Origin of the sequence: Nostoc sp. 2RC (assembly GCF_014222165.1) — a bacterium.
In the GTDB taxonomy this organism is placed as follows: Bacteria; Cyanobacteriota; Cyanobacteriia; order Cyanobacteriales; family Nostocaceae; genus Nostoc; species Nostoc linckia.
Genome location: NZ_JACKZU010000068.1, coordinates 1 through 26139 on the forward strand (window position 1 = coordinate 1; position 26139 = coordinate 26139).

The window sequence follows — 26139 nt, forward strand, 5'->3', positions numbered from 1 at the left end:
TCTGGTAAGGGTTGTAGAGTTAATTTTTACAAAACTTTACAACGTGTCCCATTTTGCACGTATCCCGGCTGTACCCCCTTTGGAAGTCCCTACATTAGAGAACGATTTTTGCTGGTTGGAGTCACCAGGGGCATTATCCAATGGCAAAGGGCGGCCACCTGGGCAGACCAAGCAAGAAGCTCAATTGAAGAAATTAGGAATTTTAGCACCGGGGGAAGTTTGCAACCCGGAATTTCTAGAGAGCAGTTACAGCTTGCCTCTTGGCTGGACAGACCCACAGGAAAACAGATCCGCATTGGAGTTAATAGCCGAAATGGGACTATCCGCGATCGCCGCGCAGCCCTCGGTAATGCCCTTGATTGGAGAGTCGCCGCCGTCGCTCTCCAGCGCGTCACCTACCTTAACTCCCTCATCTGAGCCTCTGGTACTTTGCCCAAGTTGCGGATTACAACATATTTATTTAAGTGGCGGTTGTGGGGTCTGTGGGCTGGAGCCAGAAATTCAACAGGAAGTTAAACCAAAAAAACAGCCCAAGGGTTGTTTGTATAAATATGTAGAAAAGAAAAAACTCAAGGATGGAACTACAGTTAGTTATCCTCGCGTTGATGGCGAACGTGACCCTGAAAACCCCTCACATTGGCGATGGGGCTTTAATTGGGAACAAAAGATTAATGGCAAGTGGAAGGGTAGGAGTATTGGATCAATCCCTCCCGATTTAATTCTTGATATTAAACTGATGCAAATTGATGGGGCTAGTTTGGAGGAAATAATTAGTTTTATTAACTTGTCAAAGACTAAAAAATATAATGTTTGATTGTTAATTTATTCTTAGTTCATGACGTTGTTCCTTTGTTATTATGATTTTGCTGGGGCTTAGTTTCTTTGGTCAGATGCCTAGCCCTGGCCCTCACTTATGGCTGTGGGCTGGCAGCCAGTTGTTACCAAGTCAAGATTTCGTCGCCGTCGTTGTCATCGTCAAAATCATCACCCCATTTTTGCATCTCGCGCATAGCCGCATCTCTGCGTTCTAGCCAGCAATATTGATATTGATTCAAAGTCTCAGCACCCAAGTATTTCCAAGCCGCGAACGTGTGTTTATCGGGAATTTGGCCTTGTGTGGTTGGGTGTAACATTAGATGCTTGGTAGCAACTGCGTCCTGATTAAATGCTTTTTCAGATCCACTGTAAGCGTGACAGGTGCAAGTAATTTCATGCTTGTACAACTTCACCTCGTAAAAGTCGCCGGTGTTGCCACGCGCTATAAGTTCATCCCAGTTGTCGCCCGGTTCTAGCTTGTAAGGGTCTGCCTTATCCCAGCAACGCTTGATTAAAGTATCTACATAGTCAAACTTGCTAACAAATCGAGATATACCGCGAATTTTGATAGTTTCCTTGCGTTTTTCAATTGTGCCAGGAATGCGTAACCAAACTTGGTGCTTATAAACATCGATGGTTGCATGGTCGATACCTTGTTTAACTTGCTCATCTGACCAGCCCCACTTTTGTAAGAGGACTTTGGTATTCTCTAGGCTGTAAAGATGTCTGAGCGCGTAGTCTTCAGAGTTGTTCTCATGTAACAAGCCTTGATGAAAAACTGAGTAATTATGCTCTGGTCTAGTATGAGCTTTAGCAGAAAATTTATTAGTGGTCATTGGTCAGATGCCTTTATAAATCCATGTTTACATGGTAACATATATTTTGCCATGTAAACATGGCTGCTATAATAAGTTTGTAAATATTTTGGATATTATGAAAAAGCCCAAGCCTTATCAAGTTAATCAGGATGATAGTAGTGGTAAGTTTCTTGCTACTGGTGATGAACCGATAGATAGTCCTGTTATTGGTCTGAGAATGCCTAAAGCTTTATATGATAAGGTTGTCGCCATCGCTGGCAAGGATAAATCTGTGTGGATTAGGCAGGCCATTAGAGAGAAGCTGGAGCGCGATGAACAGCGTCAACAGAATTAGAGGATGAAAAAAGCGGCCATCTGTGTGGCCGCTTTTCTTAGAGCAAATCAAAAATTGATAGTTGAATGTATTCTTTGTGAATGTAACTGTGAATGGTAGCCCCTTTAACCTCGTAGCAAGTTGAGGTTAATTTTTTATGTCCAATGACTAAATCGGCTTTCTTGCGCTGCCCTGCTAACGGACGAAATTTATATTGTGGATGTTGAATGTATTGAATGTTATCTTCTTTCCACAGGAACCGATAGAAAGTTCCTTTAATCTCGTAAACCTTATGTCTGCTGAGTAATGTTGAATCGTAAATTCTCATAGGTGATGGGCGATCGCCTGTATGCGATCGCCATTAATTAAAAAGCTTGAAAATTGCTGTAAGGTCTGGGAGTATTGCTGGCTGTGAATTCCCAAATTTTGCGTCTCGGAGCTTCAGCCCAGCTTACATGAACTGGCTTGTCGCTGCCGTAGTAATAGATTGAGTCATAGTTGAGAGTTTTTAGGTAATCGATAACTTTTCTGCTATCAATTCCCACAACTTGGAAATCACACGCGCTGCCTTGATGTTTGCAATAGTAATTACCTCTGTTGTTGATTTCATAAGCTAGATGCTGATCTACTTCAGGACAAATACGAGAACCTTCGCGTTTCAAAAATCTGAGTAAATCTTTGCTACAGAATCCGTAAGTTAGTTTGAAGTTTTCCAAGCCAAATTTATTAATGGTTGGTTGGATAATTTCAGAAATTAAGTAAATTAATGCAACTGTACTTTCAGGATTTTCAGGGTAGGGATTTTTGATTAAATCCTCATGCTTGCGATAAGTATTGGAGCAGGTGCAGAGTTCGTGTATTAAGTTCATAACAATTCTTAGAGGAATGAAGGGAGGGCGATCGCCTCTTGAAGCGATCGCTTTAGGATTAATACCACCAGCTAAGTAAACGCCATCCTGGTAATTCTTTAGTAACAATCTGCCGAAGTTCACAATCAGTTATTGTTGTTTTTCCTGTAAACTCGATTTCAATAAGTCTTAGCCTGCCCTCTGTATCGGTCAAATCAGCTTTAAATTTCACGGTCGGATACCTTTTTAATTCTTAGAGAATGGATGAAGAGAGAGCGATCGCTTTGGTATGGGCGATCGCTAAAGTAATTACTTAATTCCGTTGATAAATTCTTTGTAGATTCCTAAATCAATAGCTAAACCTTTGATACGTCTACGAACTGAGGTTCTAGCGTCATCTAATTTAAGTGAGAATTCATCCTCTGTTTCTTCAAGATGAATTAATAAATCAATAGCCTTTCTCAGTTTGTCGAGTTCGTGTAAATCGTATTCTTGATTGGTGTGTACAGTATCGTTTTGCATTGGTCAGATGCCTTATTTATTACACTTAAATTATAGCATTAAAACCTAGTAAATAACCATGTTTACATGGTATAATGTGAATATTGAGTAAGGATTTTTATGATTACAAAACTGATTCAAAACTATGAAGCAATTGCCTTTACTGGTTCTAGAAATATGATTGAAGGGCAATCCGAGCAAATAGATTATATTCTTGATAATTTTGCTGATGAGATATTAGTAGGGTGCGCTAGGGGAATAGATGAATATGTGCGTAGTAATTGCCCTAGAGCAAATGTTTTTAGAGTTTCTGATTATTGGCCAGGAAGATTAAACAAAGCTGCTTTTGCTGTGCGATCGCAGGCAATGATAAAAAGTTTATCCTCTAAGAATGGTTTACTATTGGCCTTCCCATCGTCAGAATGTCCACAGAAGTTAAAGCCAAGTAAATCAGCTTTTAATGGTTATGGTTCGGGAACTTGGGCGACGGCTGCTTATGCTGTTGCTTTAGAAATTGATTGTCTATTCTGGCTGCCCAACGAGATACAGCCACCTACTTGGGGATTAATTGCTATTGGTGACGGCTGGTGGCGATCGGGAAACCAGAGCGACCAACAGCTAAACAAATATCAACAGCTAAGTCTCTTCTAGATTTTTAAAAATTAAAGAGTTAGATTCATCAGTTGAATCTAACTCAATCTTCAGAATCAAAACCTGTTTTGGCTGATGACTAATGACCAATGACGAATGACTAATGACCAATGGATTTTGACCAATCAAAAATGCAACTAGGCTTGCAACCAGGCCAGCCTTGATAACCGCCGCGTTGCCGCAGCAGTTTTTTTCTTGGCTGTGTCTGGTTGCAAGGGCTGGCTCAGGGAAAGTTGCATTTTTGATTGGTTCTTTGGTTTTCGCTCTTGTTAAAAATTATCTTTTAAACTTATATTTGTCTTTCCAATTGACAATATAAAAGCTTGAAACTCTTATTATATATTATCCCCCTTGCGAGTAACCGACGCAGAGGGGGAGGGGAAACGAGAGAATTGTGTGTAACTTTAAACTTTGAATTTAGCGATAGATTTTGATATTTTCATTTAAAAAATCAAAATTCTTAATTCCCAAAAATTCATTTAGAAAACTTTGCTCAATACAATGAAATTTCATCTCTGCAATCTTATTTCTACGTTTTAGAGCTGCGATCGCCCATTCCATGTGTTCCGATCCAATCCCGCCGCGAATATGTAAACAGCGAACTAGTCCAGTTTTACCAGGAAGACAGGGAGATTTAGCAAGTAAGCGATAGTGTCTTACTCTACCTGGAAATTCACCATCGTCTAAATTATCTATTCCTGCCCGTGGTTTAAAGTCGTTGCAATAGCCCTTAATTATTACGTCCATTCCTGGAATCCAATCAGTAGCGATCGCTTTGCTTTCCTCTAAGATTTTTTCATAACACAGTGGCGTAAATTGGTGTCCATTGCGGTGAATAACAAATTTATCCTTGCCCAATTTCACCGCTTCAAATCCTAAAGTACTTTCAATGTAAGCTTTCAGTTCAATATGATTGTAGAACTTAGTGAAGGTTCCTAAGCGAGTATATTCACCTTCATGTATTCCGCATCCTCTAACATTTGTAGACACAATTAATCGCTTTTTGGTCAAGTTCCAGGCGTGGGCTAAAGCTTGTCGTCGTTGCTGCGGGTTTTCAATTACATTCAAAACATATCCCATCGTCACAACGTCGGCGGGTGTTGCACTGCTGGGGAAGTAGTGAGGATCGTAACCAACCGATCTGTAACCAGCTGTAATTAATCGCTCAACATCGCCGCCGCGGCCACAGCCATAATCTAAATGTGTCTCATCAATGCTCAACAACTGATGATTGAGTATGGCTTTGGCTGTAGCTGATAAAGAATTTCTGTACGGGGCTGCTAAGTATGATTTATCACTCATTTACTTAGCTTGCCCAGAAACAGCCGGGAAGATGGCGATCGCTCTCCTAATAAACTTCAATTTGAGCGTACACTCCAATTATCTTTGACGCTGTTGTTTGCGATAATCCCAAGGTTTCTGAAAGTTACCTGACCAGACACCAAGTTTTTTGGATTTGGCGATCGCCTCTGCATTTCCCAAAGCTATCTTATTAGGACATTTGCCAGCATACTGTGTATACAGATATCCGTTACCACTGCTCAATTGTTCTTCGTTGAGAAACTTTTCTGAGCCGTTCTTAGAGGAAAACACCTCGCCAACTATGCGACCATAGCGATCGCGTTCAATCTCTGTAATTGACACTTTCCCCCCAACCTCATCAACCAGACGTTGTAAGTTGCCTTTTGACTCTTGACCTAAAGGTTGCTTAGATTCTGGGGCATCAATTCCACACAAGCGGATTTTCTTTTTCTCTTGCCCCTGGCGAACTGTAATAGTATCCCCATCAGAAACTTTGACCACCTCCCACTGCTTAGGTATTTCTGATGATTCATTGAGAGCAATTTCAGAGAAAGATTTAGTACAGCTTGATAAAGCAAATGTACTGATAAAAACTGCAATATAAATTTTTTTTCGATGAAGTTTACAAAAATCCATACTGATTATCCTCACTTACCAAAGTAATAATTGCTTCCTTAAGATGAGGTCAGCTTACTGAAATTGTCAAGGTTACGAGGTTATGGGAAAAACTCTAAAAAATAGCTTGATTGCTCTGGTTGGTTTAGGTGCTGCGATCGCTTCTTCAATATCTCCAGCTTTCGCAATTCCCTACGCTAGCAATACTGTATACAAAGTTGTGAAAGAAGGTGTAACTACCGTTTACATTAGCGCAACTGCTAACAGCCGCGTACAACTTGAGTTGGGCAGTGTCGAGAGGTCTACAGCTAGAATTGTCGGTGCCTGTGGTGAAGTTAGAATTTCTGTTCCCAGTTCTGGCACATTTACTGGTTTAAAAGTTGATGGTGTGGCTATTTTAGCCGATTCTTTACCCTCCCAGCTTATGCCTAGTTGCGTAAGTGGAGCATTCAGCGAATCCAGACCCGAAAACTTTAGAACTCCCAACGGTCAAGTAGTCGTCGTAGGTAAGACTCCTGGGGCGGCCGTTGCTATCGCCCTGCCGAATGAATCGACCAGAAACATTTCAGTTAACGGTTGCGGCTTTGCTGTACTTCGCTCAACTACAAGTACACCTTTGCCTGATACCTTTAAGTTTGCTAGCACAGACTATACTGTTTCTTCCCTGCCTGATGCTGGAGAACCACCAGTTTGTCGCACATCTAATGGCGTTTCTACTGGCTACGTTCCATCAAGCTGGCCTTAACCTTTGATTAATTGTTGTAGTGGCGATCGCACTTATTCTTAGAGGATGGGCGATCGCTTTTTTATCTAGTGAGAAATCGTGTAAAAATGAAAAAAATTTCTTCTTTGGTGCTGCTTTTTTTAATGCTCTTTTCATCGAAAGCTACAGCACAGATATTATCTAAATCTGGAGACTACCTATATATTGAAAATGCTCCTTTTGGTTCTTCCGATCAATTGAGTATAGAAGGAATAAAAAAGATTAAGCAATTTAAAACTAATAGTTGTGGGATTGCTTTAATTAAAGAATTAAATGGAGAATCTAGTCCTTTAGATGTTCTTAATTTATCCACAGGACAAACTCAAAGTTTTACAATAGTAGGAGGAATGCAAGATATTAATAAGACTCCAGTTTGTACAAATGGAATTTTACAAATATCTGTAGACCCTGGAATCTTTTCAGTTAATGATAATGTACATGAAACTGTCTATGGATTTAAATTAAATCCTAATACTTCTTATGCTTTTACTTATAATAGTGCTACCTATAAAAAAATTACGCCTAACTCTTGCGGTTTTGCAAAAATTAAAAAACCCGATAATATAATTAGCGATGCTGCTTTGAGGATTGCTTATTTAGCATTTAGTTCAGCATCGTCTTTTTCAACAGTAATTGATGATAAAACTTGGGAAAATTTACCAGACAAAACACCGACACTGTGCTTAAACAATACTAAATATGCTCCTTACAATCCGTAATGTAATGAGTTAGATTTCTGCTTCCTTAACAGATAGCACTAATAATTTTAACTCAAATAAACTACGCCGCATCTTAGCCCAGGCTCTATAAGTCTGGGCTTTTTGATTATCTAATTGATTTTGTCTAGACAAATAAGTTTCTGTATCAGAATTGCCTTGTGTGTAACGTGCCTCGAATACCTTAAATTGGTCAGTTGCCCTTGACGTTACAATCTGGGCGGTCTGGTATTCTACCCGCGCCTCGTCAAATTTTACAAGGGATTCTGCAACTTTTCCCCGAACTGTGTCAGCCAATTGTGCGCGGCTTCTCTGCAATTCCGCGACCTTAACCTGAATGTCAGAAATAGCGATCGCATTTCTTTGAGCATCTGCATTTCCCCCTTGAAATCCCTGAAACAGAGGGATTCCAATTACATTCAAAAGGCCATTGATCAAACTTGTTTTTCCACTGAATATGCCAGCTAAATTATCAATCAAGCCTGTTCCTGGCGTTTGTGGTTGTCCTGCGGCTGGTGCTGGCCCCAACAAATACTGTAGTGCTGGTGTTAAAACTGCCAGTTGAATTGACTTTTTATTGCGCTTCTTAGCTTCAGCAATTCTTTCATTAGCCTCAGCGATGCGCGTGTCTATCTCTTTAAGTAATGGACTTTGAGTAATGGCTCTGGTCTGCAACTGCTCCAAACATACAGCACTGGTTTCTAAACAAGGTAGACCACCTTTTAAAAGTCGCCATAGGTCATCATTGAATTCACGTTCAATGATGTTATCAATTGATGGCTTATTAAACGGATTCGACTCAGGTTTTGGCAATTTTTGATCGGCATTTTGATCGAATTCTTGAGCATCTTCTGGCGTGGGTTGCTCCTCTTCGATAATTTCACCGTTATCATCATTCGTCGGTATCGCCTCGGCTGGTTGTGCCGTCGATGGTGCTGGTTTCGGTGGATTGGCGATCGCTTCCCCCATTCTTAGAGGAACGATTAAAACTGCTAATAGTAATAGTTGTGGAATACCTGCCATTTGAACCAACCCAAGGCTTAACCCTTCTGATATAACCGGATTTGGGCGATCGCACCACAGGAATCAAACTGATTTTGTCGTCGATGCTAGACAAGGATATTTGCAATTGTGCTAATTGATAATCTCTATCCCTTTGCTGTTGGGCGTAATCTTGCAACTGTCGAGTGTATGCTAGATTTGCTTGATTCTGTTGCTCTACCCGTTGGGCGGATTCAATAGAAGCTCGATATTCAAGCAGTTTACGGTTATCTCTGGCCGTTTGTAGTTTTGAGTGTGCCAAGTCTAGGTCGGATTGGGCTAACTGCAAACTGACCTCTAGTTTCTCCAAATTCTGATGCTGCATGATGGCACTAGATGAGAGTTTCGCCTTGGCTTGGTCAAACGCGGAGTTAGCCTGTTCGCCTTCCGCGATGGACTGTTTTAATTTGACCTCCTCATGCCTTATCACAGGTGAATCTAAGCGTAAATCCTGCATAGTTTTGAGCAGTTGTTCCTGCTCCTGCACCTTCTCAGATGCAATCCTCGCCGCAGCTTCCGCCTTTTCAACCTCAGCCCGTGCCTCTGGATTATCAGTTAAAAGAAAAGGCCGTTGACTTTCTAAAGTGCTTTGAGCCTGCTGTAAACGTAATTTAGCCTGAGCAATATTAGATTCTTCCTCTAAGAAGTTAGCTTGGGGCAATGCTGCGATTGGTGGTGTAGTCTTAGGTTCAAAGGGTTTGGGCAGAGCTTTAGATTTTAGATTTTCGATTTGTAAAACCACAGACTGACGTTGTTTGCTGAGGCGATCGCGCTCTAGTGTATTCTCAACAAGTAAATCACCTTTTTTAATTTCCTGGCCTTCCTTGACCTTTAAAAATCCAGTGTCATCAACAGTTAAGTTGATGCGTAATGCGCGGTCTGTGCTGCTGTTATCATTTTGTTTCTTACTGCCACTGAAAGTTTCTACAGGTGTGTCTGTGCTGCCACCTTTAAGAGCTTGTTGGCTTTGAGCAATTGCTATTCCAGATGTGGTGATAAAAGTTGCGATCGCAATGTATCTGAGGAAAAATTTCATAGTTGCTTAATCACAACCTCACCATTTAGTATAAAAAACTCCTCTAGCGGTTCTAGGTCGTCTTTTGAAGCGTAATCAAGCTTTACACCATTAGCGGATTTATTGACTGTTGCCATTGCCCCCGGTGTAGCGATTGGTAAATTAATCTCGCCACTGTCCTCAATTTCCAGTATTCCCGAAACTAACGCCTCTGCTGGCAGCGACTTCACCCACTCTGCTGCTTCAGCTTCTTCTATACGTTGCCGTCTGGTTTTGATTTCTAACCTTTCAGGTAGGACGTTTACACGCTTGGCAATAATATCTCCACCACTGCCAATCCTTATAATTTGCCCTGAAATCGAGCGTACAATCAATTTTCCGCCATCTGCACCAATAGCCCAAAATTTATCATTAACAAGTGAATTATCAATTATGCGAACCCCTTCAATCTGCACAGCAATGGCCTTCTGATTCTCTTGTTGTAGTAGCTCTACAGCCGTCCTTTCAGTGGGGAATAGGGTTCTAGTTGCCCATGCTGCAATTCCACCGCCGCCAGTTATCAAATAAAATGCAATGCAAAAAACACAGACTGCACTGGCTAATATTGCATAGTCTCCAGCCTTGCCTGTTTCAATCCTATTTTGGGGATTTAAACCAATCACCCAATTGTCTTTATTGATTGGCCAGAAGAACTGGCAACCTAACTTAGTAGAACAATCACTAAAGCAACTGAGCAAATGTCCTAATGGCAATGCTGCCCACAATTGCCAACCCCATACCCACATAACAGGTAAAGTTAGAGTGGCGATCGCCAAACTTAAAAATATGCTGTGAGTGGCTGATCTGTGAGGGTATCTTTCCTCTAAGAAGCTGGCTAGAGGGTATAATGCTTTGCCAACCCAACTCTTAGTAGTGTCAAGGTCGGGAATTTGAGAGCCAATTCCAGCTAAGAGTAGTACAGATATATCAGCATTGCCAGTTAATACAGCTGTGCCAGCTAGAGAAATGGCAGTGTGAGTAATTCCCATCATCGGCGGCTATTCCTTTTAGGAAACACCATACTCAGCGATCGCAATGAGAATAATACTGTAATTGCAAGACCTCCAAGTATTCGCATTTGTATATTCCCTGTTGCCATTCCTATAAATCGCGTTGCTCCAATCAAACCAACTATAACCATCAAAAATGGTGTAATGTCTCGATAATTACCTCCATCCTGATTGTTAGCAGAATCTACACCCTGCTGCATCTCTAACACCATGCGCTGTGCTAATAACGGGTTGCCCCCTGCACGGCTGGCTAGTTCTGCTGCCTTGGGTGCTGTGATTTGTACACCTAATTGTGCTGCCTCAGACCAAATAATTGTACGTATTTGCTGCTCATCAAGTGGTGGTAAAACTAACCTGGGAACCCGAAATAACACACCCTCTAAATCGCGCTGATTGCCTAGTAATAATAGCGTTGCGCCGCTTTCGTGCAAGTCCTCTAACCAACCCTTTAGAGAAGCTGGCCATTTGTGGATGCGATCGCAAATTAATACAGTTTCACCTAAATTAAGTGAGATTTCGTGTTTAAGTTGTTTTGCTGTAAGGGCTTTGCCTCTTTCCCCTTCATCAGTCATCTCATAGAGGTCAATGTCTAGCCCCTCAGCAATGCTTTGTAAACACTTTGTATTATCACCTTTGTAAATGCCATAACATGAATTGATTTCACCTTGTATTAATTTTGCAAGGTGTGTTTTACCCATACCAACATCGCCAGTTACGCAGATACTTTTACCTTGTTGTAGGCTTGCTAGCACCTGCGCGGTGATGCTGGGTCGAAAGTCTCTGTTAGTGTTGGGTGCTGAGTTAGGAGTTGGGGATTGGGGACTGGGGATTGGGTATGGGGTGTTGGAAGATGAGCGATTGCTGCTTATTTGAACTGGGCTATCGCCATCTGTGCGAAAAAATCAGGGTTATATTGCTCCTGGCGTTTATTAGCTGCTGCAATAGTTCTTGATTTATAGCCTTCTACCTGTTGCCTTAAATCCTCTGGTAACTGATCGGGATTCTCTAATAAATGAGCAACTACAGCATCCTCACCCACCATTAATGCTGCTGCCCTTTCTGCACCGCGTCGAGCAATTCGTGCTAAGTCGTCGGTTGGAGTGGTACTGTATGCGCCTGTGTTTAATTCATCTACATCATTATTAGAGGAATTTGTACCGCTATCTAGAGAGCTTTCTGTATCACTTTGTACCACTAGTGCCTTAGACTCTCGCCACTCGTTGATGAACTTGCTTAGGTCGCGGTCGCTGCCTCCGGTACGCTCTCGTACCGAAGCCCTGGTAATTTTTTCCCCAGAATCTTGCATAATATCACAAATTGAAAAAACTTTTTCTCGAAGCGTTTTTTCCTGGCTCATTTTCAACGTACCAAAATATATACAAAAATGGTACTTTTTCTTACCTATCTAAAAGCAACCGTACCTACACTGAGGTACGGCTGAAGGTTTTATGTACCTGCGATTTTTGGGAAATTTTACTCTTGTACCAACTCTCTCATTTTTAACTCAACCCAATCAGAGAAATCACCATCAAAACCAGAGTCTTCTAAGTATCGCAAAAATTGACGGTGTAACTTATCTCGTACATATATAGTTGTTTGCCGATACTCCGGATCTGAGCGTTTACCTTTTCCTTTGGCACTAGCTTTACTTACAGTTTTAGGCTGAGGTTCCACTATTGGCGCTGGCTGTACCTCCTGCGTTGGCTCTTGGGGCGTGGTAGCTGAACGGGCAGCGTCGCCAATTGCTGCAAATGGATTTTGTTTTTTACTCATTTCATTACCTTCAGTACTTCAGCACCCAACTTTTGATAATCAGCCCAAGCGATTTTGGCTTTAGCATCGCCGCTTTCATAGACTGGCACTCCGCGAAGCGAAGCCCTTTGGTAAGCACTGTAACGGCGGATCATAGTGCTGAACATCGGCAATTTCATTTGGTCTTTAAGGAATTCCATAGCCTCATCTCCAGCCCTAGAAGGTTTAGGAGGAATGATATTAAGCAAAATTTTATAGTTGGTATTTGGTGGAATTGCCTTGACCATCAACATTAGAGCATCTAACGCCAAAGCATCAGGCGTTGTTGGCAAAATCATAAGGTCACAGGCATTGATTAATCCTTCCAGGTCTTCAACCTCTGGCCTAGCCTTCGTATCAATGATGATGTGCTTATATTTGCTGGCTATACTAGCGGCTTCTGTCTCATCACACAGATTACATGGTAGCTTGCCCCGTTCAGCCCAGCTAGAGGCTGATCTGTTGGGGTCGCCATCTACTAACAATGTCTCCCCCTTTTGATTTAAATAACAGGCTAAATGTACGGCTGTACTAGTTTTCCCTATGCCGCCTTTAAACCCGATCACTGTAATGATCATTTTATAAATACCTGAGTACTCACGTATTTATATATTCGCATACTTGGATACTCACTTTATTAAACTTAAAATTGTCTTGACGTTTTTCTTAAATCAGTGTTGGATCGAGGAGAAAAGCAATTTTAATAAAAAACCCACGCCGGGGATCTGGTGTGGGTTTTTTATTTTGTACTTGAATACTTAAGTATTTGCATATTTGAGTATTTGGATACTTGCAGCCAATTGGCTTTCTTTTGCAATTCATTTTTCACTCTGTCATCTTAACGAGCTTTTGTATGCGAAATTAATAGCGACTTTCCCACAAATAACCAGTTGGGCAACTTAGAGTAACTGTTCCCTTTGTAAATTACCAAGAGAGTTACCAGAAGCTAGGAACAATAGCAACAAAGTTTTTAAAAGGAGGTGGTGACATTAACTTGTACAGGATGTCTACTTTTTGTAGATACACATCCCACATCATCAACATTGACAAAGTTAATTACACAGGTCGTTACTTTCTTCATAGCTGTCAGTGACACCTTGTTACATCAGTCAAAGCTGGTCTGGCGGCCTCGCAAACTACCAAACCAGCAACAAGTAAACAGTAAACATTCAATAAGGTAAAAGCAATGCTTAAACCACAACAACATAATAAGTCAACTGCCATCATCATTATTAGTGGACTAGTTGCGCTAACTTCTCTCTTGGTAGTGGCAACCTCAAACTGTGGAGTTTCGCTAGACTTCAAAATGTCGCCTCTGCCCAGTGTCCAGCTTAAAAAGGAGGCTTGCCCACCTAACTAATAAATATATAACTAATAAATACTCAAGTATGCGGATGTTTAAGTACCTGAGTATCCGCATACTCAACAAAAAAGCGATCGTATCCCCAAAGAGCGATCGCCATATCCTCTAAGAAAAATTGTTAGTTTAATGCAGCATCAATGGCATCACTAATTTCTTGATGCTGCAAATTCCTGGTATGCAGTGCCGCCGTTGTAGCGGCTTCAGCAATGATGGTATACAGTACTGGTGAATCTGGAGTTGCTTTAGTTAAATAGAGTAAAGCTTTGATTAGATGATCCTCTGGGTTTTCCTTCTCTAGCTCCTTGAGCGCATCATAATTAGTTCTAGAATCCAGAGCTAATTGCTGATAATCAGTTTTGGGTTTGAGAAATTTTAGAATATTGGTTGTTGCATTTCCTACAGGGTCAGGGGAATCGAAGGCAATGGCGTTACCACTGCTGATTTCATCTAAAGCCTTGACTTGTGCGTAGTCAGCCACTGCATTAGCCGCCGCCGCCAAAATTTTGCGTAAATTGGGATTTGTGCTGGTCGCACTGACTAAAAATCCTAAGCATTTGCTGTAAAAATCTCTAAGATGACTGGCGTAGATTTTTTTAACTGCCTTGGCATCACCTTTTTTATATTGCTCTAATGCCTGATGTTGCCATTCATCAGTCGGCTCTCCCAATTTTTCTAAAAACAGATTAATTACCGCTTCTAGTGTGAGTTGTGTTGATAAAGTTTGCACCATTGTTTTTACTCCTAAAACCAGACTTTAGTTTTATTTGCTTGCACTTGAGGTAAGTACAAAGTTTCCCAGTTGCGCTGTAAGTGTTCTTTGACAATGCGGCTTACATATCTAACTAAGCTGTCACCGTCATAAAGAACAGCTATCCGCAACAGACATATATTTTGTTCAGCCAGAACAACATAGTTAAGTTGCCGCTTTACCATCTCGTCAACTGGTACTAAAGCAACATCTCTTAGAGGATTTCCCTCAACTGTGATTTGATGCTTATAAGGTGGTAGTCCTTTAGTCCCCTCACCCAGCATGATGTCTACCCATTGTTCAGAAGTTAACTCTCTGGCCTGGGCATCTAATTTGGCTAGGTTCAAGTAATAATCACGCTTTCGCCCAATCCACCCTCTGATGTATTGGGTGACAAGGGTGTTTAAAGAATCTCCTGAAACCTCACCGAAAGTTGTCATTCTTTCGTTGTCTTCAGGACTGACATAGTAGTAGCCCAGTGTAAATTGTTGAGCCATCAACAATCATCCCTGTAAGGTTTATTAAAACTAGTATCTAGTTTATTAGATTTGGTATATTCTTAAAAGAATTAATGCGATATCGCTTGTTGAAGTGCGCCTCTGGTGCGTCACCACCGGAGGCTTCCCCAACTGTAAATCAGCTACAGCAGGAGCAAAACTATTATGAAGCCAAATCTAAGACGAGAGTATGTATTGAACGAAATCGCCTCATACTCCTCACAAGCCCAGGCAGCAATCGCACTGGGGACTTGTCCAAGGGTGATCTCACAGTGGAATCGAAATAAAGCGCAGCCTAGAGAACTAGCGGTAAGGGTTGTGCAACTACTACAGGTTTTGAAAGAGAAAGGAATTGAACCACCGCCACCAATAACTTTCTAATTCTAAGCTTATAGATTTTAATCATTGCCCCCTACTAGTTAGGGGGTTTTTAATTTAAATGGATAGGTTATGCAAAGGCACTGCATTACAAAAACCTACTATTTACCAGTAGTGGATAACACTTTTACTTACTTTTCTGTAATGCAAAAGTAGCAATTTGTGAATCTTCCACTCCAATTATGCAGAGTGTGAAATACAAATAAGCAGTATTTGAAATACGAGTATGGCTTACCTGTAGTTCATCCACTGCAATTATGCAAATTACAGTTAGTGCATACCGCAATGGAGAAAGAACGAGTTATTTATGAAACTTTGGTAGGCGATCGCGTCTGTGACGTTCATTGGTGGCGTGTCAAGAAGTCGATGCAAGCGTGTGAACTCACTATGAATAAGTCAGGTTTTGAGTTATTCCTTGCCCTTAAAAATGTGTCGCCTCGTTACTTTGCTCAATACCACAAAGTAAAGCGTCAGGTCATAAGCTTTGAGCCATCTGTAGGTGAGGGTGTGACTGGTGAACAGTTTGTAAGCTTGCTAGAAAACCTCAATATTCTTCCTAATCAATCAACGATTAGCCGATGGTTTAAATCTTGTGGTGGCTTTAAAGCAAAAGCTTTCTACAACAAAACTGTACTAATCCCTATCATTGCGATCGCTCTTATCTACAAAGCCAAAAACCAGAATAATCAACTAGCAAAAGTATCATGAGCAAAATTGCTACCAGGATTCAATCTAGGTTAACCAGAAAGCATATCAAAGTAACTTTAGGAGAAATCAAAGATGCTCTCTGTCAGATTGCTGTTGATGCAGACAACCCTACTAATGATGAGGTTGATTCTGTTACAGAATATTTTGTTAATCAATTCTCAAAGCCAGTTCCTCAAGAGCAAGAAACAGAACCGTTAGAAACAGTCTCGGATGATAATGTATCAGAAGAAATAGAACAACAGGCGTTTGCACTTTCTGAAGATAATCAAATAGTTGTGTCTGACGCTGATAAACAAGCATTAGTCAATACTCAATCATCAGCATTAGGATTTACTCTGACAGAAGAAGAAACAACAGCTATAGCTGACAGTATTGATGATGTTTTTGCTGATTATTCAAGCTTTGTTGTTGGTGTTACTGCTGCTATTAAAGGATATATTGCTAGTAAATTTGATGAAATTGAAAGCGAATTAGATAGTAGCGGTAATGATTTGAGAGAATACTTAGCTGATAGAAACTCAAGACTTAATCAGAAATTATCTAATTACGCTGATAATGTAAGAAGCATTAAGACTGATGCTCAGTCAGCTAGAGAGAATTTAAAAACATCAAAAGAAACTGTACTGTCTCGGTTTCGCAGAACATAACAGCTTTGTAATTAGACTTAATCCTGTTTTAGTTCTGTCAATAATTATTCTGTTATGTTGTCTAACAATATTTGACAGTTTGCGGTTTAGCAGCAGGATAGTTAAGCCAAGTCACAGATACTTTACTGACCCTAACTCCTACTTAGAAATACCCAATGACACAACCAGCCAAACTCAAAAATCACGTAACACCCAAAGGTAAGAGGCTCTCCCAAGCTCTTAAATCTAAATTTGGCGTGTCTCTCGCAGACTTTGATAAAGCCATGAAAGGGGATGTAGCCACTGCTCAAAAAATAGGCGAATTAGCAAGACAAGGTAGATTAAGTAGTGAACTAGCTCCTAGACTTGCACAAGCTTACATTGAGATTATTCAAGGCAGTGAGGCTTACAACAAGGCAACTGCTGACATTCTTCTACAAGCTGGTAAGTCTGCTATAGCCATTGATAAAGCTGTTAGTCAGACAATGCTAGGTAATTCTAAATACATACACGAGAGAAAAGAACTAGCCGCAGAATTTGTAAATGCTAAGGAAGTAGAAAATAATCGTCATGCTTATCAGATGAATTACACGGAAATTAAGGGCTATATTGATGCTCATTTAGTTGCTGTTGATAGGGATGTAGCGATGATTGAGCAATCAAATAGACCTGAAATAAAACAGATTGCCGCAGATGAACAATTACAACAACGACAGATTAATGAAGCTTTAAGCAAAGGAGATGATGCTAGATATGACTTAATTACCCAAAAAAATTATATAGGTGGATTTAAGGCTAAATTACTTGAACTTAAAACCGCACTTGGATTCTAAATAAAATACCCAGATAACGCGGCTATCTGGGTAAAAATACCATTGATGAAATTTTATGCTACTCGAAGAAGACGAAGAACAGCAACAAATAAACCAAGAAACTGTACGATATCTAACGCATATCGAACAGAAACTTTATGCAGATATTCAAACTAGAAAAAGAATTGATAGCGGCTTATTATTTTTAGCTTGTCAAATAAGCTCTTGTAGTCTTAGCTGGCTACTTTTCCAGCTACAGGTAACACTAGCAATAATTCAAGTATCTAGTGCAGTTGTAAGCTTGCTTCCAGGATTAATAGATGTAGGGGATGGTTTCAACTTCTCCTTATCCTCTGAATCCTGGGAATTTACATTAGGGCAGAAACCATTAATAGGTATTGTTAAATTAGCTATTGGTGCTGCTGTTTCGTTTTCTGGCACTTCTAAAATTACTGCTGAAGTTATTCAAACTCAAACAGCAATTGCAAAGACTTACGAAGAAATCAGAAGCTCTGAAGGGCTAAGTTATCAGTTGCCAAGTATGGGAATGAGTTTATTAATCTCACTTGTAGGAATTGTGTTACTAGGAATTATTAAAAAAATATTAAACAAAAAAAATCAGGATAACAATAATGAGAATTAAAGGTAACTGGAATATTCTTAAAATTTTTATTAGCGGTTTGACAACAGCTATATTTATTAATTATTTATTCGCTGGTTTTGTAGATGTTGTGATAAACATTGATAGCTTATTAACTTGGCTGCAAAACTCAGGAATTGACCGGATGATTAAGCAGATGTTTAAGTGATGAAGGAAATACAGGATTTTAATCAACGATTAGCTAAACAACGCAAATTCTCAACAATACTTGTAGGTGTTTTATTAGCTTCTGGGTTTACTACTGCTGTACCAATGTTTAATGATTCAATCAAGCATCAAGAAACCTTATTTTGTAATGCTAAAACTGAGTGCAGATTTTCAAGCATTAAACGTGGTATTAGTTATTTGATTGATAAGGAACGACGTAACCAACTATTTGACGACAATATACATGTTTTAAGAATACTGCCACCAGAGGATGATAAAGCTTTCGTTTGGGGATTGGTTAGTAGTTTATTTCTACTAACTGCTTATGCTGTATCTAAAACACTTACAGATAGCCAAGAAAAAGCTATACACAGCCAATTTAAATTATTAAAGATAAAAGCTCTAGAGAACGACTTGCTAGAGCAAACACATATAGATTTATTTGAATTTTCAAAGCAAAATCAAGCTGAGATAACTAAACAAGCAATTGCCCGACAAACTTCTGAAACCATTCAGGCTATGAAATCAGAAGCAGAACTGCAATTAGATCACCTTAACGGGCAATTGCAGGGCGAATTATCTTTAAAATCTCATGAACTACAAATATCTGAATTATCAAAGCAGATAGCAGAAAACTTATTATCTGAAGCAGAAACTAAACGTAAACTAGATAAACTTAATAAGCCTATGCAAGATACTAAACAACCTACAGCCGACGAGCAACTTAAACAAAGTTTGATTGATGCCTTAAAAGCTCATGAGGACGGGTATTTATGGAAGATAATCAATTCACTAAAACCACTGTGGCTGATAGGCAATCAGGGAAGTGGTAAAACTTACACTGCCACAGCCATTGCATTAATTAGAAAGTACTGCCTAGACGCACCAATTCACCAATTAATCGACCGTCACGCTACTGGTGACAATGCTGATGTGTGGAAACTTTTAGAAGCTACCAGTAAGGCAGAATCAGAATTTGAGATAAGTCAGGCTTTTGATGAGTGTTGCGAACGTTGGCTAACCAGAATTAAACAGAAACCGACCACTAAACAGCAAGTAATTGTGGATGAATTCACCAATCTAAAATCTCTCTGCGGTGAAAGTGCGATCGCTTTCTTCAAAATGTCTCTCACCGATACTCGCAAAGCCAAAGAATATTTACTTGGTATTACTCATAATGCCACTAATGAATCGTTCCCAGATGGCACAGCTGCTGCACGTAAGGCAGGGACAATTTTACTGGAGAAATTTAGTGCAAATGGTGAAACACCACTATTTAGAGTAGTTGTGAGATATGGCTTGGTGGATGAACAAGGGAATAATCTTGATGATGTTGAGAAGACCTTGCCTGATTGGTTTCACCCTGAGAAAATTTACCAGCATTTCAATGGTAAACCTATTGAATTATGAGTCTAATTATGGTTTTTGTGATTTCGTTGGGCATCAATAAGGGAATTATTACTATATACACAAAGTAAGCAATATATGGATACAGTAGAAGACTTGAAATTTTTAGAAGAAAGTACTGCTAAAAAGTACAATCCTAAATTCGGTGACAGAGAATACTTAGTAATCCAAACTTACCCACTTGGTAAGACAGTTAGAGTAATTTATCGTAGCTACAGTTATCAAGATGCAGAGAATAAATGCAGCCTAGAAAATATGGCTCATGACTATTCTACTTTCACTACAAGGATTTTTCATGATGGTAAGCTTTGGATTCCAGGTAACATCTCTGGAATTCCATATAAAATTTCCGAGCAGCAGTTTTGGGACATTCACCCAGACTATAAATCAACTGATATAGATGGTGAGATAGAAATTTGTAATTGCAGCTATTTATATTTTCAAGGTAGGAACAACATTTTGACTTGCTTAAAAGATGACGATGGTAGAAATATAACTGTATGCCCTAACTGTGGTGAAATTTTAATAGAAGATGAAGAAGATGATGATTTCACACCTTCAGCTTGTAGAGGATGCACTAATTATCATGGTGATTTTTATGGGGATAATCAATTAATTTGTGCAATTTATCCTTATGGTTGGAGTGATGATAATTGCCCAGATTTTTTATCAGAATAAAATAGTCATTAATCTTAAAATGGTTAAAAAAGGAGCTAAAATCATGCCTAAAAAATACATATTGACATCACCCGATGAAGACGATTCTAAGAAACCAACTTATTACAATAAAGATAAAGAATGGTGGCAAAGTGAATTAAAAACCGAAGATTGTGCTTATGATACTGAGGAGGGGCTATAGCTGTCGTGTTTGTCAAACTTGGCAGCATCAAAGCCAATTATTTGTAACTCTGCAAGGTTATCCCGCAGCTTTGATACTTGATAGCATCAAAGATGATGAAATTAAGTGGACTGGAGGCAGTTTAGAAGTTTTCATCGAAGCTGCTCATGCTTTAGAGCTTGAGTATGATTATGAAAAAACTGAGGATGGATATGATTTTTTAGCTTGGCATTTAGATGATGAAGAAAAAGCAGCCAAGATTAAAATTTCCACTATGGAATATTTAAAAGATTAGCGATCGCTCCTTTACTCATCCTCTAAGAAAATAGGATGCTGTGTTAGACAAATAACTTTCTATACGTTGGTATAGACAGTTTACCGTTCTTGGTCTAAGCGATCGCCCCCTCATCCTTCCTCTAAGAATACTGAGTGCTTTTAGCCCTCTTGGCTCTACGATGGCGGATTACTTATCAAAATATTATTTTATAAAACATGACTTCTGAGAAGACCCTTTTTGATAAGCGATGTCTGAAAAGACTTTTACTACCGACCCTCTCGGCTCTCTGCTTCTGACAACACCCCTGCCGTTAACCGAGCATCCAGCCTCGGTTTACCTCGCGTCGCTCTCGCCTGGGTCTGAGCCGACGGTCAAGCGAAGTCTTAACTTAGTCGCGCAACTGTTGACTAATAGCGAGGCAGATTACTTAACCCTGGACTGGTCAAAACTGCGTTACAAACATACCGCCGCTGTTCGTGCGGCCTTAATCAAGAGATATGAACCAGCTACAGTTAACCGCGTTCTGTCGGCGCTGCGTAGGGTTTTGAAAGAAGCTTTGAGACTGCAATTGATCGACCCTGGCGACTATGCTAGAGCCGTAGACATTCTCAGCGTGAAGGCTAGGAAAGAATTGAGGGGACGCGCACTAACTCAGGATGAGATAAACAAATTGATGCGGGTTTGCTTCGCGGATCTTTCTCCGGCGGGTTTCCGCGATGCTGCACTAATCGCCATCCTTCGCGGTGCTGGCCTTCGACGGGCTGAGGTGGTGAAATTAGATTTTAAAGATTTTGATATCAGTGATGGAGCGATTAAAGTTCGTGCCAGTAAAGGTAAAGTAGACCGCACACTTTATTTATCAGAGAATGGGATCTCTATTGTGAATGCCTGGATTGAGATTAAGAACTCAGCTACAGGCTCTCTGTTGTGTCAAGTTAACAAAAGCGGTCGCATTGTTGAACACAGACTTACACCCCAGGCTGTGTTATTCATTTTGCAGAAACGTGCTGCTGAAGCAGGTTTAGAATCGTTTTCGCCTCACGATCTGCGGCGTACATTTGCATCAGACTTACTTGCTGCTGGTGTGGACATTGCCACTGTACAGATCATGTTGGGACACTCTAACCCGGCTACGACTGCTCGATATGACCGCAGGGGAGAGGAACGGAAGCGCAGCGCTGCCGCTAAATTGGAAATTCCTCTAAGAAATTAAATAGATATTTGAGTATTTGAATACTTGCATACTTGGGTATGTGAGGATGTGAGTATCCGAGTACGCGAGTACTTGTATATGCGGATATTTAACCTTTCTTTCGTTTCTCTCTGTTATACTCGACTAGCGCTTTAATAAGGGTTTCCGCGTCAAACCCGCCGTTAGAATTCTGGATGTTAACAGCCACATCGCTATTAAGCGATACAAACGACCCCGTTATCACAGTTAACCCACTTTCACTAAGCCCTAATACTCGCGCTTTAGACTCAGCCGATAACTTCTCTATCTGTTCCGCTATTAAAATTTCCCTTTCTTCTGGACTTAGACCATCCAGTAATCGTTTTATGTCGTTTGGAGTCACATATTTAAATTCCTGCATTGTGGTGATACAGCCTGATAGTTGACAGCTATATCATATCTGCTTATACGTAATTAGACAGCGATCGCATTATCTATATCTGTGTTGTATTTGTTGGAAATAGACGGATTATACAGCCTTTTCTTCCACTCACGACCAATTCCTAAAAGTATCTCTTCTATCTCCTCATCACTGGCTTTTTCAAGCATTTCTACTAGCTGCCTCCCATTATTCTCTTCTTCTGATAAAGGCTCTTGGGCTAGTAACTCACAGAAATAGCGGCGTGAGCCGGGCGCTAATTTTTCCATTCCCTCAAGTAAAGACATAAAGACTTCTGGGCTTATCCACTTTTTCCCATTACGAAATTGAGATAGGTGGTCTTTCCCTATCCCTGCTATTGCAGCCAGCTGCTTTCCCTGAATGTGGTGCCTGTCCATTGTTTCCTTAAAAATTTCGTGGATTTGCATATTATTTTTGAATGAATATTACCAATAGATATATTATGCAATAAAATCTATCTAATAGACATACTGAATCGACCTATTAGTTAGATTGATTCATTGATTGTATCCAAACAAAACAGCCCCGACAAGCTTTCGCTTAACGGGGCCATCAAACCTACAAAGATACTATGACAATTCAAACCTTTACACAAACGCTGAAAGACGGAACTTTTAGTGTTTGTGATGTCGCAGTTGTAACTAAGGGGGTGCAGCTGTGACAGAGCAACATTACCGCATGACTTTAACAGATGCGATCGCGCTCTACAAATCTGCCGATCTCACAGCTAAAGGCGCGTTGAAAATTTGGGTGCGGATTAAATTTAAAGAAAACTGGGCTGCTTTTATTGATACAAAAGAAGTCCGTGACCTCTTTGATATGAAGCGCTCGACTTTTTGGGAAGCTCTTTCTAAATTAGAGGAAGAGGGAGAAATTGAGCTTTCTGAACCTCACAAAATACACATTAAACGACTACGTGATTCGTCCGGAATTCCGGACACCCGTCCGGAAAACCGGACAAAGGCCAAAATTCCGGACAGTCATCCGGAAAACCGGACAGTCATCCGGAAAACCGGACAGCCGTCCGGAATTCCGGACAGCCAAGACTTAGAAACCTCTTCAGAAGGTGATTCCAGCGACTCTACAGATTTATTTCAAATTTTTCTCAACTCTCTTTCAGAAACCGAGAGAGAGAATTTTTTGGAATTTGGTAAGAAAAAAGCTGCTGACTTACCAAAACCGCCAATATTGCCCCTCAAGTGGATTGAGAAAAATTTTGAGGAATTGTCTGAGCAGTGGCTTTTGACCCGCAATGAGAATGAAAATCAAAACCAAAAGTATAATTTTGCGGCTTACAGTGAACCCCAGCATCAAATGTGGTATCAACAGTTACAAGCTGTAGTTTCCGGTGCTGCTCAATCGGGCGACAGCGCAAGACTTGAACAATTTTTAAAAGATGACTTTTACTGTAGCTGGCTTAATTGGGCGAAAACTGCCCGTGAAGATGTGCGCGAATTTTTAGTAACCAATCCCATACCCACAGAAAACCCACTAAAAGCAGAGTAAATTAATGTCTGAGAATCTAAATTTTGGTGATACTACTAACAAGCTGCCTCCCCAAAATATTGAAGCAGAAGAGGCGATTTTAGGAGGGATAATGCTCGACCCAGAAGCAATAAGTAGGGTTTGTGATACCCTTGTTGCCGAAGCATTTTACATTACCGCCCACAAAGATATTTATCAAGCAGCAGTCAGGCTCCACGCACAAGGCAAACCCACAGACTTGCTCTCAGTTACAAATTGGTTAACTGACCATGATTTACTATTTCGCATTGGTGGCAGAAATAAGTTAGCAACTCTTGTAGACCGCACGGTGTCAGCTGTCAACATCGATGCTTTGGCTTCTTTGGTGATGGAAAAATATTACCGCCGCCAATTAGCCAAGGCAGCAAGTGAAATTTATAATTTGTCACACGACCAAGAAGAAGAAATAGCCAAACAATTAGAGATTGCTGAATCAAAAATTTTAGAGATAAGCAATAGCGCGATTGCATCAATCTCTGAACCAATTCACCTCAGCGATATCTTAATAAATGCTTACTCCAGCATTGAAGAAAAAAGCATCGGTATATCACCACCTGGGGTTAAAACTGGCTTTTATGATTTGGATGCGATGATAGGGGGATTTAAGCCGGGGAAGCTAATAACAATTGCTGGTCGTCCTGCAATGGGAAAATCATCATTTCTAGGCAATTTAGCCTTTAATATCTCCGAATTGGAAAAGCTACCAACTGTTATTTTTAGCCTTGAAATGAGCAAAGAAGAATGGGGAGATAGATTTTTATCCCAAGACTCAAGAATTGAATCAGGCTACATACAACGGGGCTGGATTAGCAAACAGCAGTGGGAACCTTTAGCACAATCAATCGGTAGATTGAGCGAATTGCCTATTTATATTGACGATTCACCTTTAATAACTGTTAGTTTGATACGTTCTAAGGTGAAACGGATTGTTGCACAATACGGTCGTATTGGCATGGTTGGCATTGATTATTTACAACTGATGGAAGGGACAGACGGTGATAGCTACAATATCTCTTTTCAAATAGGAAAAATTACTAGACAGTTAAAACAATTGGCGCGTGAGTGCAACATTACTGTCGTTATCCTGTCACAGCTAAATCGTGGTGTAGAGAGCCGTAATAACAAGCGTCCCATGATGTCGGATTTGCGAGAATCAGGGCGAATTGAGGAAGATTCGGATTTAGTTTTGCTCCTTTATCGGGATGAGTATTACTTTCCCGACACTGTTGATAGAGGACTTGCAGAAGTAATTATTGCCAAGAATAGGGGCGGCCCAACGGGGACGGTAAAACTGCTATTTGACTCACAGTTTACTCAGTTCAAAAATCTGGCTTATTCATAAGCCAAATTCACAATACTAGCCTTTAACAGTGAATAGAAACAGATGAGTAATTACTCTGTAGGCGATTTCATTCTTGCCCCTGGTAGACGCTTGGGAATCATATCAAGCGTACATAAGAAAGAGGTTACTGTTATTTGGAAAGATAACCAATTATCTGCCGAATATACATTTAGCAAAATCAAAGATTTCAATTATCAGCGTATTTCAAAGGATAGTCAGTTTAAAATTGGCGATCGCTTTGAGATTATTTACCCTAAAAAGTACTCAGGTGAGAAGGGTTATTTATCTGGTTATCACAGAGATGATAGTCCTGAGTTTTGGGTCAAATTAGATAATTACGATCTGCAAATCAGGGTATTTCCTGATGAAGTGAAATTCTTAGAGGATGAACAATGCAGCAACTTGACCTCTGCTCAGGAGTTGGGGCAGGATTCCCCCTTGCCGCAACAATCAAGCGAGGATTCCAACTCGTTGGAGTCTCAGAAGTCGATGCTTACTGCTGCGACAGACTCAGCAAGCGTTACCCCAATGTCACTAACTACGGCGATGTGCGAACCCTCCCAGGCAGAGAAATTAGAAAACAGTGGGGAGAAATTGACCTCATCACAGCTTCGCCGCCGTGCCAACCGTTCAGCCTCCAAGGTAAACGGCAAGGTGCAGCAGATGAGCGTGACTGTTTCCCTGCCGTTAAACGAGCCATCGAGTCAATTAGGCCAAGATTTTTCTGTATCGAAAACGTGCCAGGATTCCTCAATTGCCCAGTCCAGCCGGGGCGAACAACACTCTATATTCAGCACTTTCTACGGCAAATTTCCAGACTCGGCTATGATGCTGAATGGCTCTGTGTTAGCTCAGGAAGCTTTGGGGGTACAGCCGGGATACGTGCAAAATGGGACATGTTGTAAAGTTTTGTAAAGAAATCAGGTTGAAAGCATTGATTT

At 40.5% G+C, this 26139-nt stretch carries 34 protein-coding genes and 1 pseudogene; 19 read left to right on the top strand and 16 right to left on the bottom strand.

Going from position 1 to position 26139, the window contains the following annotated elements; genetic code table 11:
* Positions 1 to 814, top strand: a pseudogene (locus GNE10_RS10525) (hypothetical protein); the annotation flags it as partial.
* A 124-nt stretch (positions 815 to 938) separates the two neighbouring features.
* Here the strand turns inward: GNE10_RS10525 and GNE10_RS10530 are convergent.
* Complete coding sequence (locus GNE10_RS10530; protein WP_185565134.1) at positions 939 to 1652, bottom strand: hypothetical protein; 714 nt, start codon at positions 1650 to 1652, stop codon at positions 939 to 941.
* A 97-nt stretch (positions 1653 to 1749) separates the two neighbouring features.
* On the opposite strand from GNE10_RS10530, the gene GNE10_RS10535 reads away from it, so the two are divergent.
* A complete protein-coding gene (locus GNE10_RS10535) occupies positions 1750 to 1968 on the top strand; it encodes a hypothetical protein (protein WP_185565135.1) in 219 nt (72 codons plus the stop codon).
* Between the two features lie 37 nt (positions 1969 to 2005).
* Here the strand turns inward: GNE10_RS10535 and GNE10_RS10540 are convergent, their stop codons facing one another.
* The 3 genes from GNE10_RS10540 to GNE10_RS10550 all read right to left on the bottom strand — a co-directional run bounded on the left by GNE10_RS10540 (position 2006) and on the right by GNE10_RS10550 (position 3317).
* Entirely contained in the window at positions 2006 to 2275 is a 270-nt protein-coding gene (locus GNE10_RS10540) for a hypothetical protein (RefSeq protein WP_185565136.1), read from the bottom strand.
* 37 nt (positions 2276 to 2312) lie between these two features.
* Entirely contained in the window at positions 2313 to 2939 is a 627-nt protein-coding gene (locus GNE10_RS10545; protein WP_221642805.1) for a hypothetical protein, read from the bottom strand.
* A 165-nt stretch (positions 2940 to 3104) separates the two neighbouring features.
* Positions 3105 to 3317 carry a hypothetical protein gene (locus GNE10_RS10550; RefSeq protein WP_185565137.1) on the bottom strand — a complete coding sequence of 71 codons (213 nt, stop codon included), beginning with the start codon at positions 3315 to 3317 and terminating at the stop codon, positions 3105 to 3107.
* 99 nt (positions 3318 to 3416) lie between these two features.
* On the opposite strand from GNE10_RS10550, the gene GNE10_RS10555 reads away from it, so the two are divergent.
* On the top strand, positions 3417 to 3947 hold the full coding sequence (locus tag GNE10_RS10555; RefSeq protein ID WP_185565138.1) for a hypothetical protein: 531 nt from the start codon (positions 3417 to 3419) through the stop codon (positions 3945 to 3947).
* Between the two features lie 417 nt (positions 3948 to 4364).
* Here GNE10_RS10555 and GNE10_RS10560 read toward each other — a convergent pair whose 3' ends face one another.
* Both GNE10_RS10560 and GNE10_RS10565 read right to left on the bottom strand, forming a co-directional pair.
* The gene (locus GNE10_RS10560) at positions 4365 to 5249 is read right to left on the bottom strand and encodes a hypothetical protein (protein ID WP_185565139.1); all 885 of its coding nucleotides are present in this window, start codon (positions 5247 to 5249) and stop codon (positions 4365 to 4367) included.
* A 78-nt stretch (positions 5250 to 5327) separates the two neighbouring features.
* Positions 5328 to 5885 carry a thermonuclease family protein gene (locus GNE10_RS10565; RefSeq protein ID WP_185565140.1) on the bottom strand — a complete coding sequence of 186 codons (558 nt, stop codon included), beginning with the start codon at positions 5883 to 5885 and terminating at the stop codon, positions 5328 to 5330.
* A gap of 82 nt (positions 5886 to 5967) precedes the next feature.
* On the opposite strand from GNE10_RS10565, the gene GNE10_RS10570 reads away from it, so the two are divergent.
* Together GNE10_RS10570 and GNE10_RS10575 are read left to right on the top strand one after the other, a co-directional pair.
* Positions 5968 to 6609, top strand: a complete 642-nt coding sequence (locus GNE10_RS10570) for a hypothetical protein (protein WP_185565141.1) — start codon at positions 5968 to 5970, stop codon at positions 6607 to 6609.
* 86 nt (positions 6610 to 6695) lie between these two features.
* Complete coding sequence (locus tag GNE10_RS10575) at positions 6696 to 7346, top strand: hypothetical protein (protein ID WP_185565142.1); 651 nt, start codon at positions 6696 to 6698, stop codon at positions 7344 to 7346.
* A 9-nt stretch (positions 7347 to 7355) separates the two neighbouring features.
* Here the strand turns inward: GNE10_RS10575 and GNE10_RS10580 are convergent, their stop codons facing one another.
* The 9 genes from GNE10_RS10580 to GNE10_RS10620 all read right to left on the bottom strand — a co-directional run bounded on the left by GNE10_RS10580 (position 7356) and on the right by GNE10_RS10620 (position 14847).
* Positions 7356 to 8312: a TolC family protein gene (locus GNE10_RS10580; RefSeq protein WP_185565165.1), complete on the bottom strand. Its 957-nt coding sequence runs from the start codon at positions 8310 to 8312 to the stop codon at positions 7356 to 7358.
* Positions 8236 to 9420, bottom strand: coding sequence for a hypothetical protein (locus tag GNE10_RS10585; protein ID WP_185565143.1), 1185 nt, complete (start codon positions 9418 to 9420; stop codon positions 8236 to 8238). The genes GNE10_RS10580 and GNE10_RS10585 overlap by 77 nt, the downstream gene beginning before the upstream one ends.
* Entirely contained in the window at positions 9417 to 10430 is a 1014-nt protein-coding gene (locus GNE10_RS10590) for a metal-dependent hydrolase (RefSeq protein WP_185565144.1), read from the bottom strand. Before GNE10_RS10590 ends, GNE10_RS10585 begins: the two co-directional genes overlap by 4 nt.
* The gene (locus GNE10_RS10595; protein WP_185565145.1) at positions 10427 to 11200 is read right to left on the bottom strand and encodes an ATP-binding protein; all 774 of its coding nucleotides are present in this window, start codon (positions 11198 to 11200) and stop codon (positions 10427 to 10429) included. The genes GNE10_RS10590 and GNE10_RS10595 overlap by 4 nt, the downstream gene beginning before the upstream one ends.
* A gap of 113 nt (positions 11201 to 11313) precedes the next feature.
* Positions 11314 to 11805, bottom strand: a complete 492-nt coding sequence (locus GNE10_RS10600; RefSeq protein WP_185565146.1) for a DNA-binding protein — start codon at positions 11803 to 11805, stop codon at positions 11314 to 11316.
* Between the two features lie 116 nt (positions 11806 to 11921).
* Positions 11922 to 12221 (bottom strand): hypothetical protein, encoded by a 300-nt coding sequence (locus tag GNE10_RS10605; RefSeq protein WP_185565147.1) that lies wholly within the window; start codon positions 12219 to 12221, stop codon positions 11922 to 11924.
* Positions 12218 to 12805: a ParA family protein gene (locus tag GNE10_RS10610; protein WP_311774804.1), complete on the bottom strand. Its 588-nt coding sequence runs from the start codon at positions 12803 to 12805 to the stop codon at positions 12218 to 12220. Before GNE10_RS10610 ends, GNE10_RS10605 begins: the two co-directional genes overlap by 4 nt.
* A gap of 915 nt (positions 12806 to 13720) precedes the next feature.
* Entirely contained in the window at positions 13721 to 14332 is a 612-nt protein-coding gene (locus tag GNE10_RS10615) for a hypothetical protein (RefSeq protein WP_185565149.1), read from the bottom strand.
* Positions 14333 to 14343: 11 nt separating this feature from the next.
* Complete coding sequence (locus GNE10_RS10620; RefSeq protein ID WP_185565150.1) at positions 14344 to 14847, bottom strand: transposase; 504 nt, start codon at positions 14845 to 14847, stop codon at positions 14344 to 14346.
* A gap of 165 nt (positions 14848 to 15012) precedes the next feature.
* On the opposite strand from GNE10_RS10620, the gene GNE10_RS10625 reads away from it, so the two are divergent.
* The 11 genes from GNE10_RS10625 (at position 15013) to GNE10_RS10675 (ending at position 21914) form a co-directional block, all read left to right on the top strand.
* Complete coding sequence (locus GNE10_RS10625) at positions 15013 to 15228, top strand: hypothetical protein (RefSeq protein ID WP_185565151.1); 216 nt, start codon at positions 15013 to 15015, stop codon at positions 15226 to 15228.
* A 210-nt stretch (positions 15229 to 15438) separates the two neighbouring features.
* Entirely contained in the window at positions 15439 to 15933 is a 495-nt protein-coding gene (locus tag GNE10_RS10630; RefSeq protein ID WP_260446853.1) for a hypothetical protein, read from the top strand.
* Complete coding sequence (locus GNE10_RS10635; RefSeq protein ID WP_185565152.1) at positions 15930 to 16580, top strand: hypothetical protein; 651 nt, start codon at positions 15930 to 15932, stop codon at positions 16578 to 16580. The genes GNE10_RS10630 and GNE10_RS10635 overlap by 4 nt, the downstream gene beginning before the upstream one ends.
* Before the next feature lie 155 nt (positions 16581 to 16735).
* Positions 16736 to 17392, top strand: a complete 657-nt coding sequence (locus tag GNE10_RS10640; protein ID WP_185565153.1) for a hypothetical protein — start codon at positions 16736 to 16738, stop codon at positions 17390 to 17392.
* Positions 17393 to 17447: 55 nt separating this feature from the next.
* Complete coding sequence (locus tag GNE10_RS10645) at positions 17448 to 18014, top strand: hypothetical protein (RefSeq protein ID WP_260446854.1); 567 nt, start codon at positions 17448 to 17450, stop codon at positions 18012 to 18014.
* Entirely contained in the window at positions 18004 to 18180 is a 177-nt protein-coding gene (locus GNE10_RS10650) for a hypothetical protein (RefSeq protein ID WP_185565154.1), read from the top strand. The genes GNE10_RS10645 and GNE10_RS10650 overlap by 11 nt, the downstream gene beginning before the upstream one ends.
* Positions 18180 to 19589 carry a hypothetical protein gene (locus GNE10_RS10655; RefSeq protein ID WP_185565155.1) on the top strand — a complete coding sequence of 470 codons (1410 nt, stop codon included), beginning with the start codon at positions 18180 to 18182 and terminating at the stop codon, positions 19587 to 19589. Before GNE10_RS10650 ends, GNE10_RS10655 begins: the two co-directional genes overlap by 1 nt.
* A gap of 75 nt (positions 19590 to 19664) precedes the next feature.
* Positions 19665 to 20264: a hypothetical protein gene (locus GNE10_RS10660; protein WP_185565156.1), complete on the top strand. Its 600-nt coding sequence runs from the start codon at positions 19665 to 19667 to the stop codon at positions 20262 to 20264.
* A gap of 43 nt (positions 20265 to 20307) precedes the next feature.
* Positions 20308 to 20445, top strand: a complete 138-nt coding sequence (locus GNE10_RS10665; RefSeq protein WP_221642806.1) for a hypothetical protein — start codon at positions 20308 to 20310, stop codon at positions 20443 to 20445.
* Entirely contained in the window at positions 20423 to 20719 is a 297-nt protein-coding gene (locus GNE10_RS10670; protein ID WP_185565158.1) for a hypothetical protein, read from the top strand. The genes GNE10_RS10665 and GNE10_RS10670 overlap by 23 nt, the downstream gene beginning before the upstream one ends.
* Positions 20720 to 21104: 385 nt before the next feature.
* Complete coding sequence (locus tag GNE10_RS10675; RefSeq protein ID WP_311774805.1) at positions 21105 to 21914, top strand: tyrosine-type recombinase/integrase; 810 nt, start codon at positions 21105 to 21107, stop codon at positions 21912 to 21914.
* Between the two features lie 432 nt (positions 21915 to 22346).
* Here the strand turns inward: GNE10_RS10675 and GNE10_RS10680 are convergent, their stop codons facing one another.
* Positions 22347 to 22739: a helix-turn-helix transcriptional regulator gene (locus tag GNE10_RS10680; RefSeq protein WP_185565160.1), complete on the bottom strand. Its 393-nt coding sequence runs from the start codon at positions 22737 to 22739 to the stop codon at positions 22347 to 22349.
* Between the two features lie 250 nt (positions 22740 to 22989).
* Between GNE10_RS10680 and GNE10_RS10685 the strand changes: the two genes are divergently transcribed.
* The 3 genes from GNE10_RS10685 (at position 22990) to GNE10_RS36495 (ending at position 26103) form a co-directional block, all read left to right on the top strand.
* Positions 22990 to 23838, top strand: coding sequence for a hypothetical protein (locus tag GNE10_RS10685; RefSeq protein WP_185565161.1), 849 nt, complete (start codon positions 22990 to 22992; stop codon positions 23836 to 23838).
* A gap of 4 nt (positions 23839 to 23842) precedes the next feature.
* Positions 23843 to 25198: a replicative DNA helicase gene (dnaB, locus tag GNE10_RS10690; protein ID WP_185565162.1), complete on the top strand. Its 1356-nt coding sequence runs from the start codon at positions 23843 to 23845 to the stop codon at positions 25196 to 25198.
* A gap of 392 nt (positions 25199 to 25590) precedes the next feature.
* Positions 25591 to 26103, top strand: a complete 513-nt coding sequence (locus tag GNE10_RS36495; RefSeq protein WP_185565163.1) for a DNA cytosine methyltransferase — start codon at positions 25591 to 25593, stop codon at positions 26101 to 26103.
* Positions 26104 to 26139 lie beyond the last annotated feature (36 nt).

Excerpts from the sequence above, each read along its gene's own strand:
- GNE10_RS36495 (WP_185565163.1), top strand. The coding sequence starts at position 25,591 with ATGCAGCAACTTGACCTCTGCTCAGGAGTTGGGGCAGGATTCCCCCTT.
- GNE10_RS10570 (WP_185565141.1), top strand. The coding sequence starts at position 5,968 with ATGGGAAAAACTCTAAAAAATAGCTTGATTGCTCTGGTTGGTTTAGGT.
- GNE10_RS10530 (WP_185565134.1), bottom strand. The coding sequence starts at position 1,652 with ATGACCACTAATAAATTTTCTGCTAAAGCTCATACTAGACCAGAGCAT.
- dnaB (WP_185565162.1), top strand. The coding sequence starts at position 23,843 with ATGTCTGAGAATCTAAATTTTGGTGATACTACTAACAAGCTGCCTCCC.
- GNE10_RS10660 (WP_185565156.1), top strand. The coding sequence starts at position 19,665 with ATGGATACAGTAGAAGACTTGAAATTTTTAGAAGAAAGTACTGCTAAA.
- GNE10_RS10670 (WP_185565158.1), top strand. The coding sequence starts at position 20,423 with ATGATACTGAGGAGGGGCTATAGCTGTCGTGTTTGTCAAACTTGGCAG.
- GNE10_RS10655 (WP_185565155.1), top strand. The coding sequence starts at position 18,180 with ATGAAGGAAATACAGGATTTTAATCAACGATTAGCTAAACAACGCAAA.
- GNE10_RS10665 (WP_221642806.1), top strand. The coding sequence starts at position 20,308 with ATGCCTAAAAAATACATATTGACATCACCCGATGAAGACGATTCTAAG.
- GNE10_RS10650 (WP_185565154.1), top strand. The coding sequence starts at position 18,004 with ATGAGAATTAAAGGTAACTGGAATATTCTTAAAATTTTTATTAGCGGT.
- GNE10_RS10640 (WP_185565153.1), top strand. The coding sequence starts at position 16,736 with ATGACACAACCAGCCAAACTCAAAAATCACGTAACACCCAAAGGTAAG.
- GNE10_RS10680 (WP_185565160.1), bottom strand. The coding sequence starts at position 22,739 with ATGCAAATCCACGAAATTTTTAAGGAAACAATGGACAGGCACCACATT.
- GNE10_RS10580 (WP_185565165.1), bottom strand. The coding sequence starts at position 8,312 with ATGGGGGAAGCGATCGCCAATCCACCGAAACCAGCACCATCGACGGCA.
- GNE10_RS10540 (WP_185565136.1), bottom strand. The coding sequence starts at position 2,275 with ATGAGAATTTACGATTCAACATTACTCAGCAGACATAAGGTTTACGAG.
- GNE10_RS10550 (WP_185565137.1), bottom strand. The coding sequence starts at position 3,317 with ATGCAAAACGATACTGTACACACCAATCAAGAATACGATTTACACGAA.
- GNE10_RS10625 (WP_185565151.1), top strand. The coding sequence starts at position 15,013 with ATGAAGCCAAATCTAAGACGAGAGTATGTATTGAACGAAATCGCCTCA.
- GNE10_RS10615 (WP_185565149.1), bottom strand. The coding sequence starts at position 14,332 with ATGGTGCAAACTTTATCAACACAACTCACACTAGAAGCGGTAATTAAT.
- GNE10_RS10605 (WP_185565147.1), bottom strand. The coding sequence starts at position 12,221 with ATGAGTAAAAAACAAAATCCATTTGCAGCAATTGGCGACGCTGCCCGT.
- GNE10_RS10600 (WP_185565146.1), bottom strand. The coding sequence starts at position 11,805 with ATGAGCCAGGAAAAAACGCTTCGAGAAAAAGTTTTTTCAATTTGTGAT.
- GNE10_RS10585 (WP_185565143.1), bottom strand. The coding sequence starts at position 9,420 with ATGAAATTTTTCCTCAGATACATTGCGATCGCAACTTTTATCACCACA.
- GNE10_RS10620 (WP_185565150.1), bottom strand. The coding sequence starts at position 14,847 with ATGGCTCAACAATTTACACTGGGCTACTACTATGTCAGTCCTGAAGAC.
- GNE10_RS10590 (WP_185565144.1), bottom strand. The coding sequence starts at position 10,430 with ATGATGGGAATTACTCACACTGCCATTTCTCTAGCTGGCACAGCTGTA.
- GNE10_RS10645 (WP_260446854.1), top strand. The coding sequence starts at position 17,448 with ATGCTACTCGAAGAAGACGAAGAACAGCAACAAATAAACCAAGAAACT.
- GNE10_RS10555 (WP_185565138.1), top strand. The coding sequence starts at position 3,417 with ATGATTACAAAACTGATTCAAAACTATGAAGCAATTGCCTTTACTGGT.
- GNE10_RS10635 (WP_185565152.1), top strand. The coding sequence starts at position 15,930 with ATGAGCAAAATTGCTACCAGGATTCAATCTAGGTTAACCAGAAAGCAT.
- GNE10_RS10535 (WP_185565135.1), top strand. The coding sequence starts at position 1,750 with ATGAAAAAGCCCAAGCCTTATCAAGTTAATCAGGATGATAGTAGTGGT.
- GNE10_RS10560 (WP_185565139.1), bottom strand. The coding sequence starts at position 5,249 with ATGAGTGATAAATCATACTTAGCAGCCCCGTACAGAAATTCTTTATCA.
- GNE10_RS10575 (WP_185565142.1), top strand. The coding sequence starts at position 6,696 with ATGAAAAAAATTTCTTCTTTGGTGCTGCTTTTTTTAATGCTCTTTTCA.
- GNE10_RS10565 (WP_185565140.1), bottom strand. The coding sequence starts at position 5,885 with ATGGATTTTTGTAAACTTCATCGAAAAAAAATTTATATTGCAGTTTTT.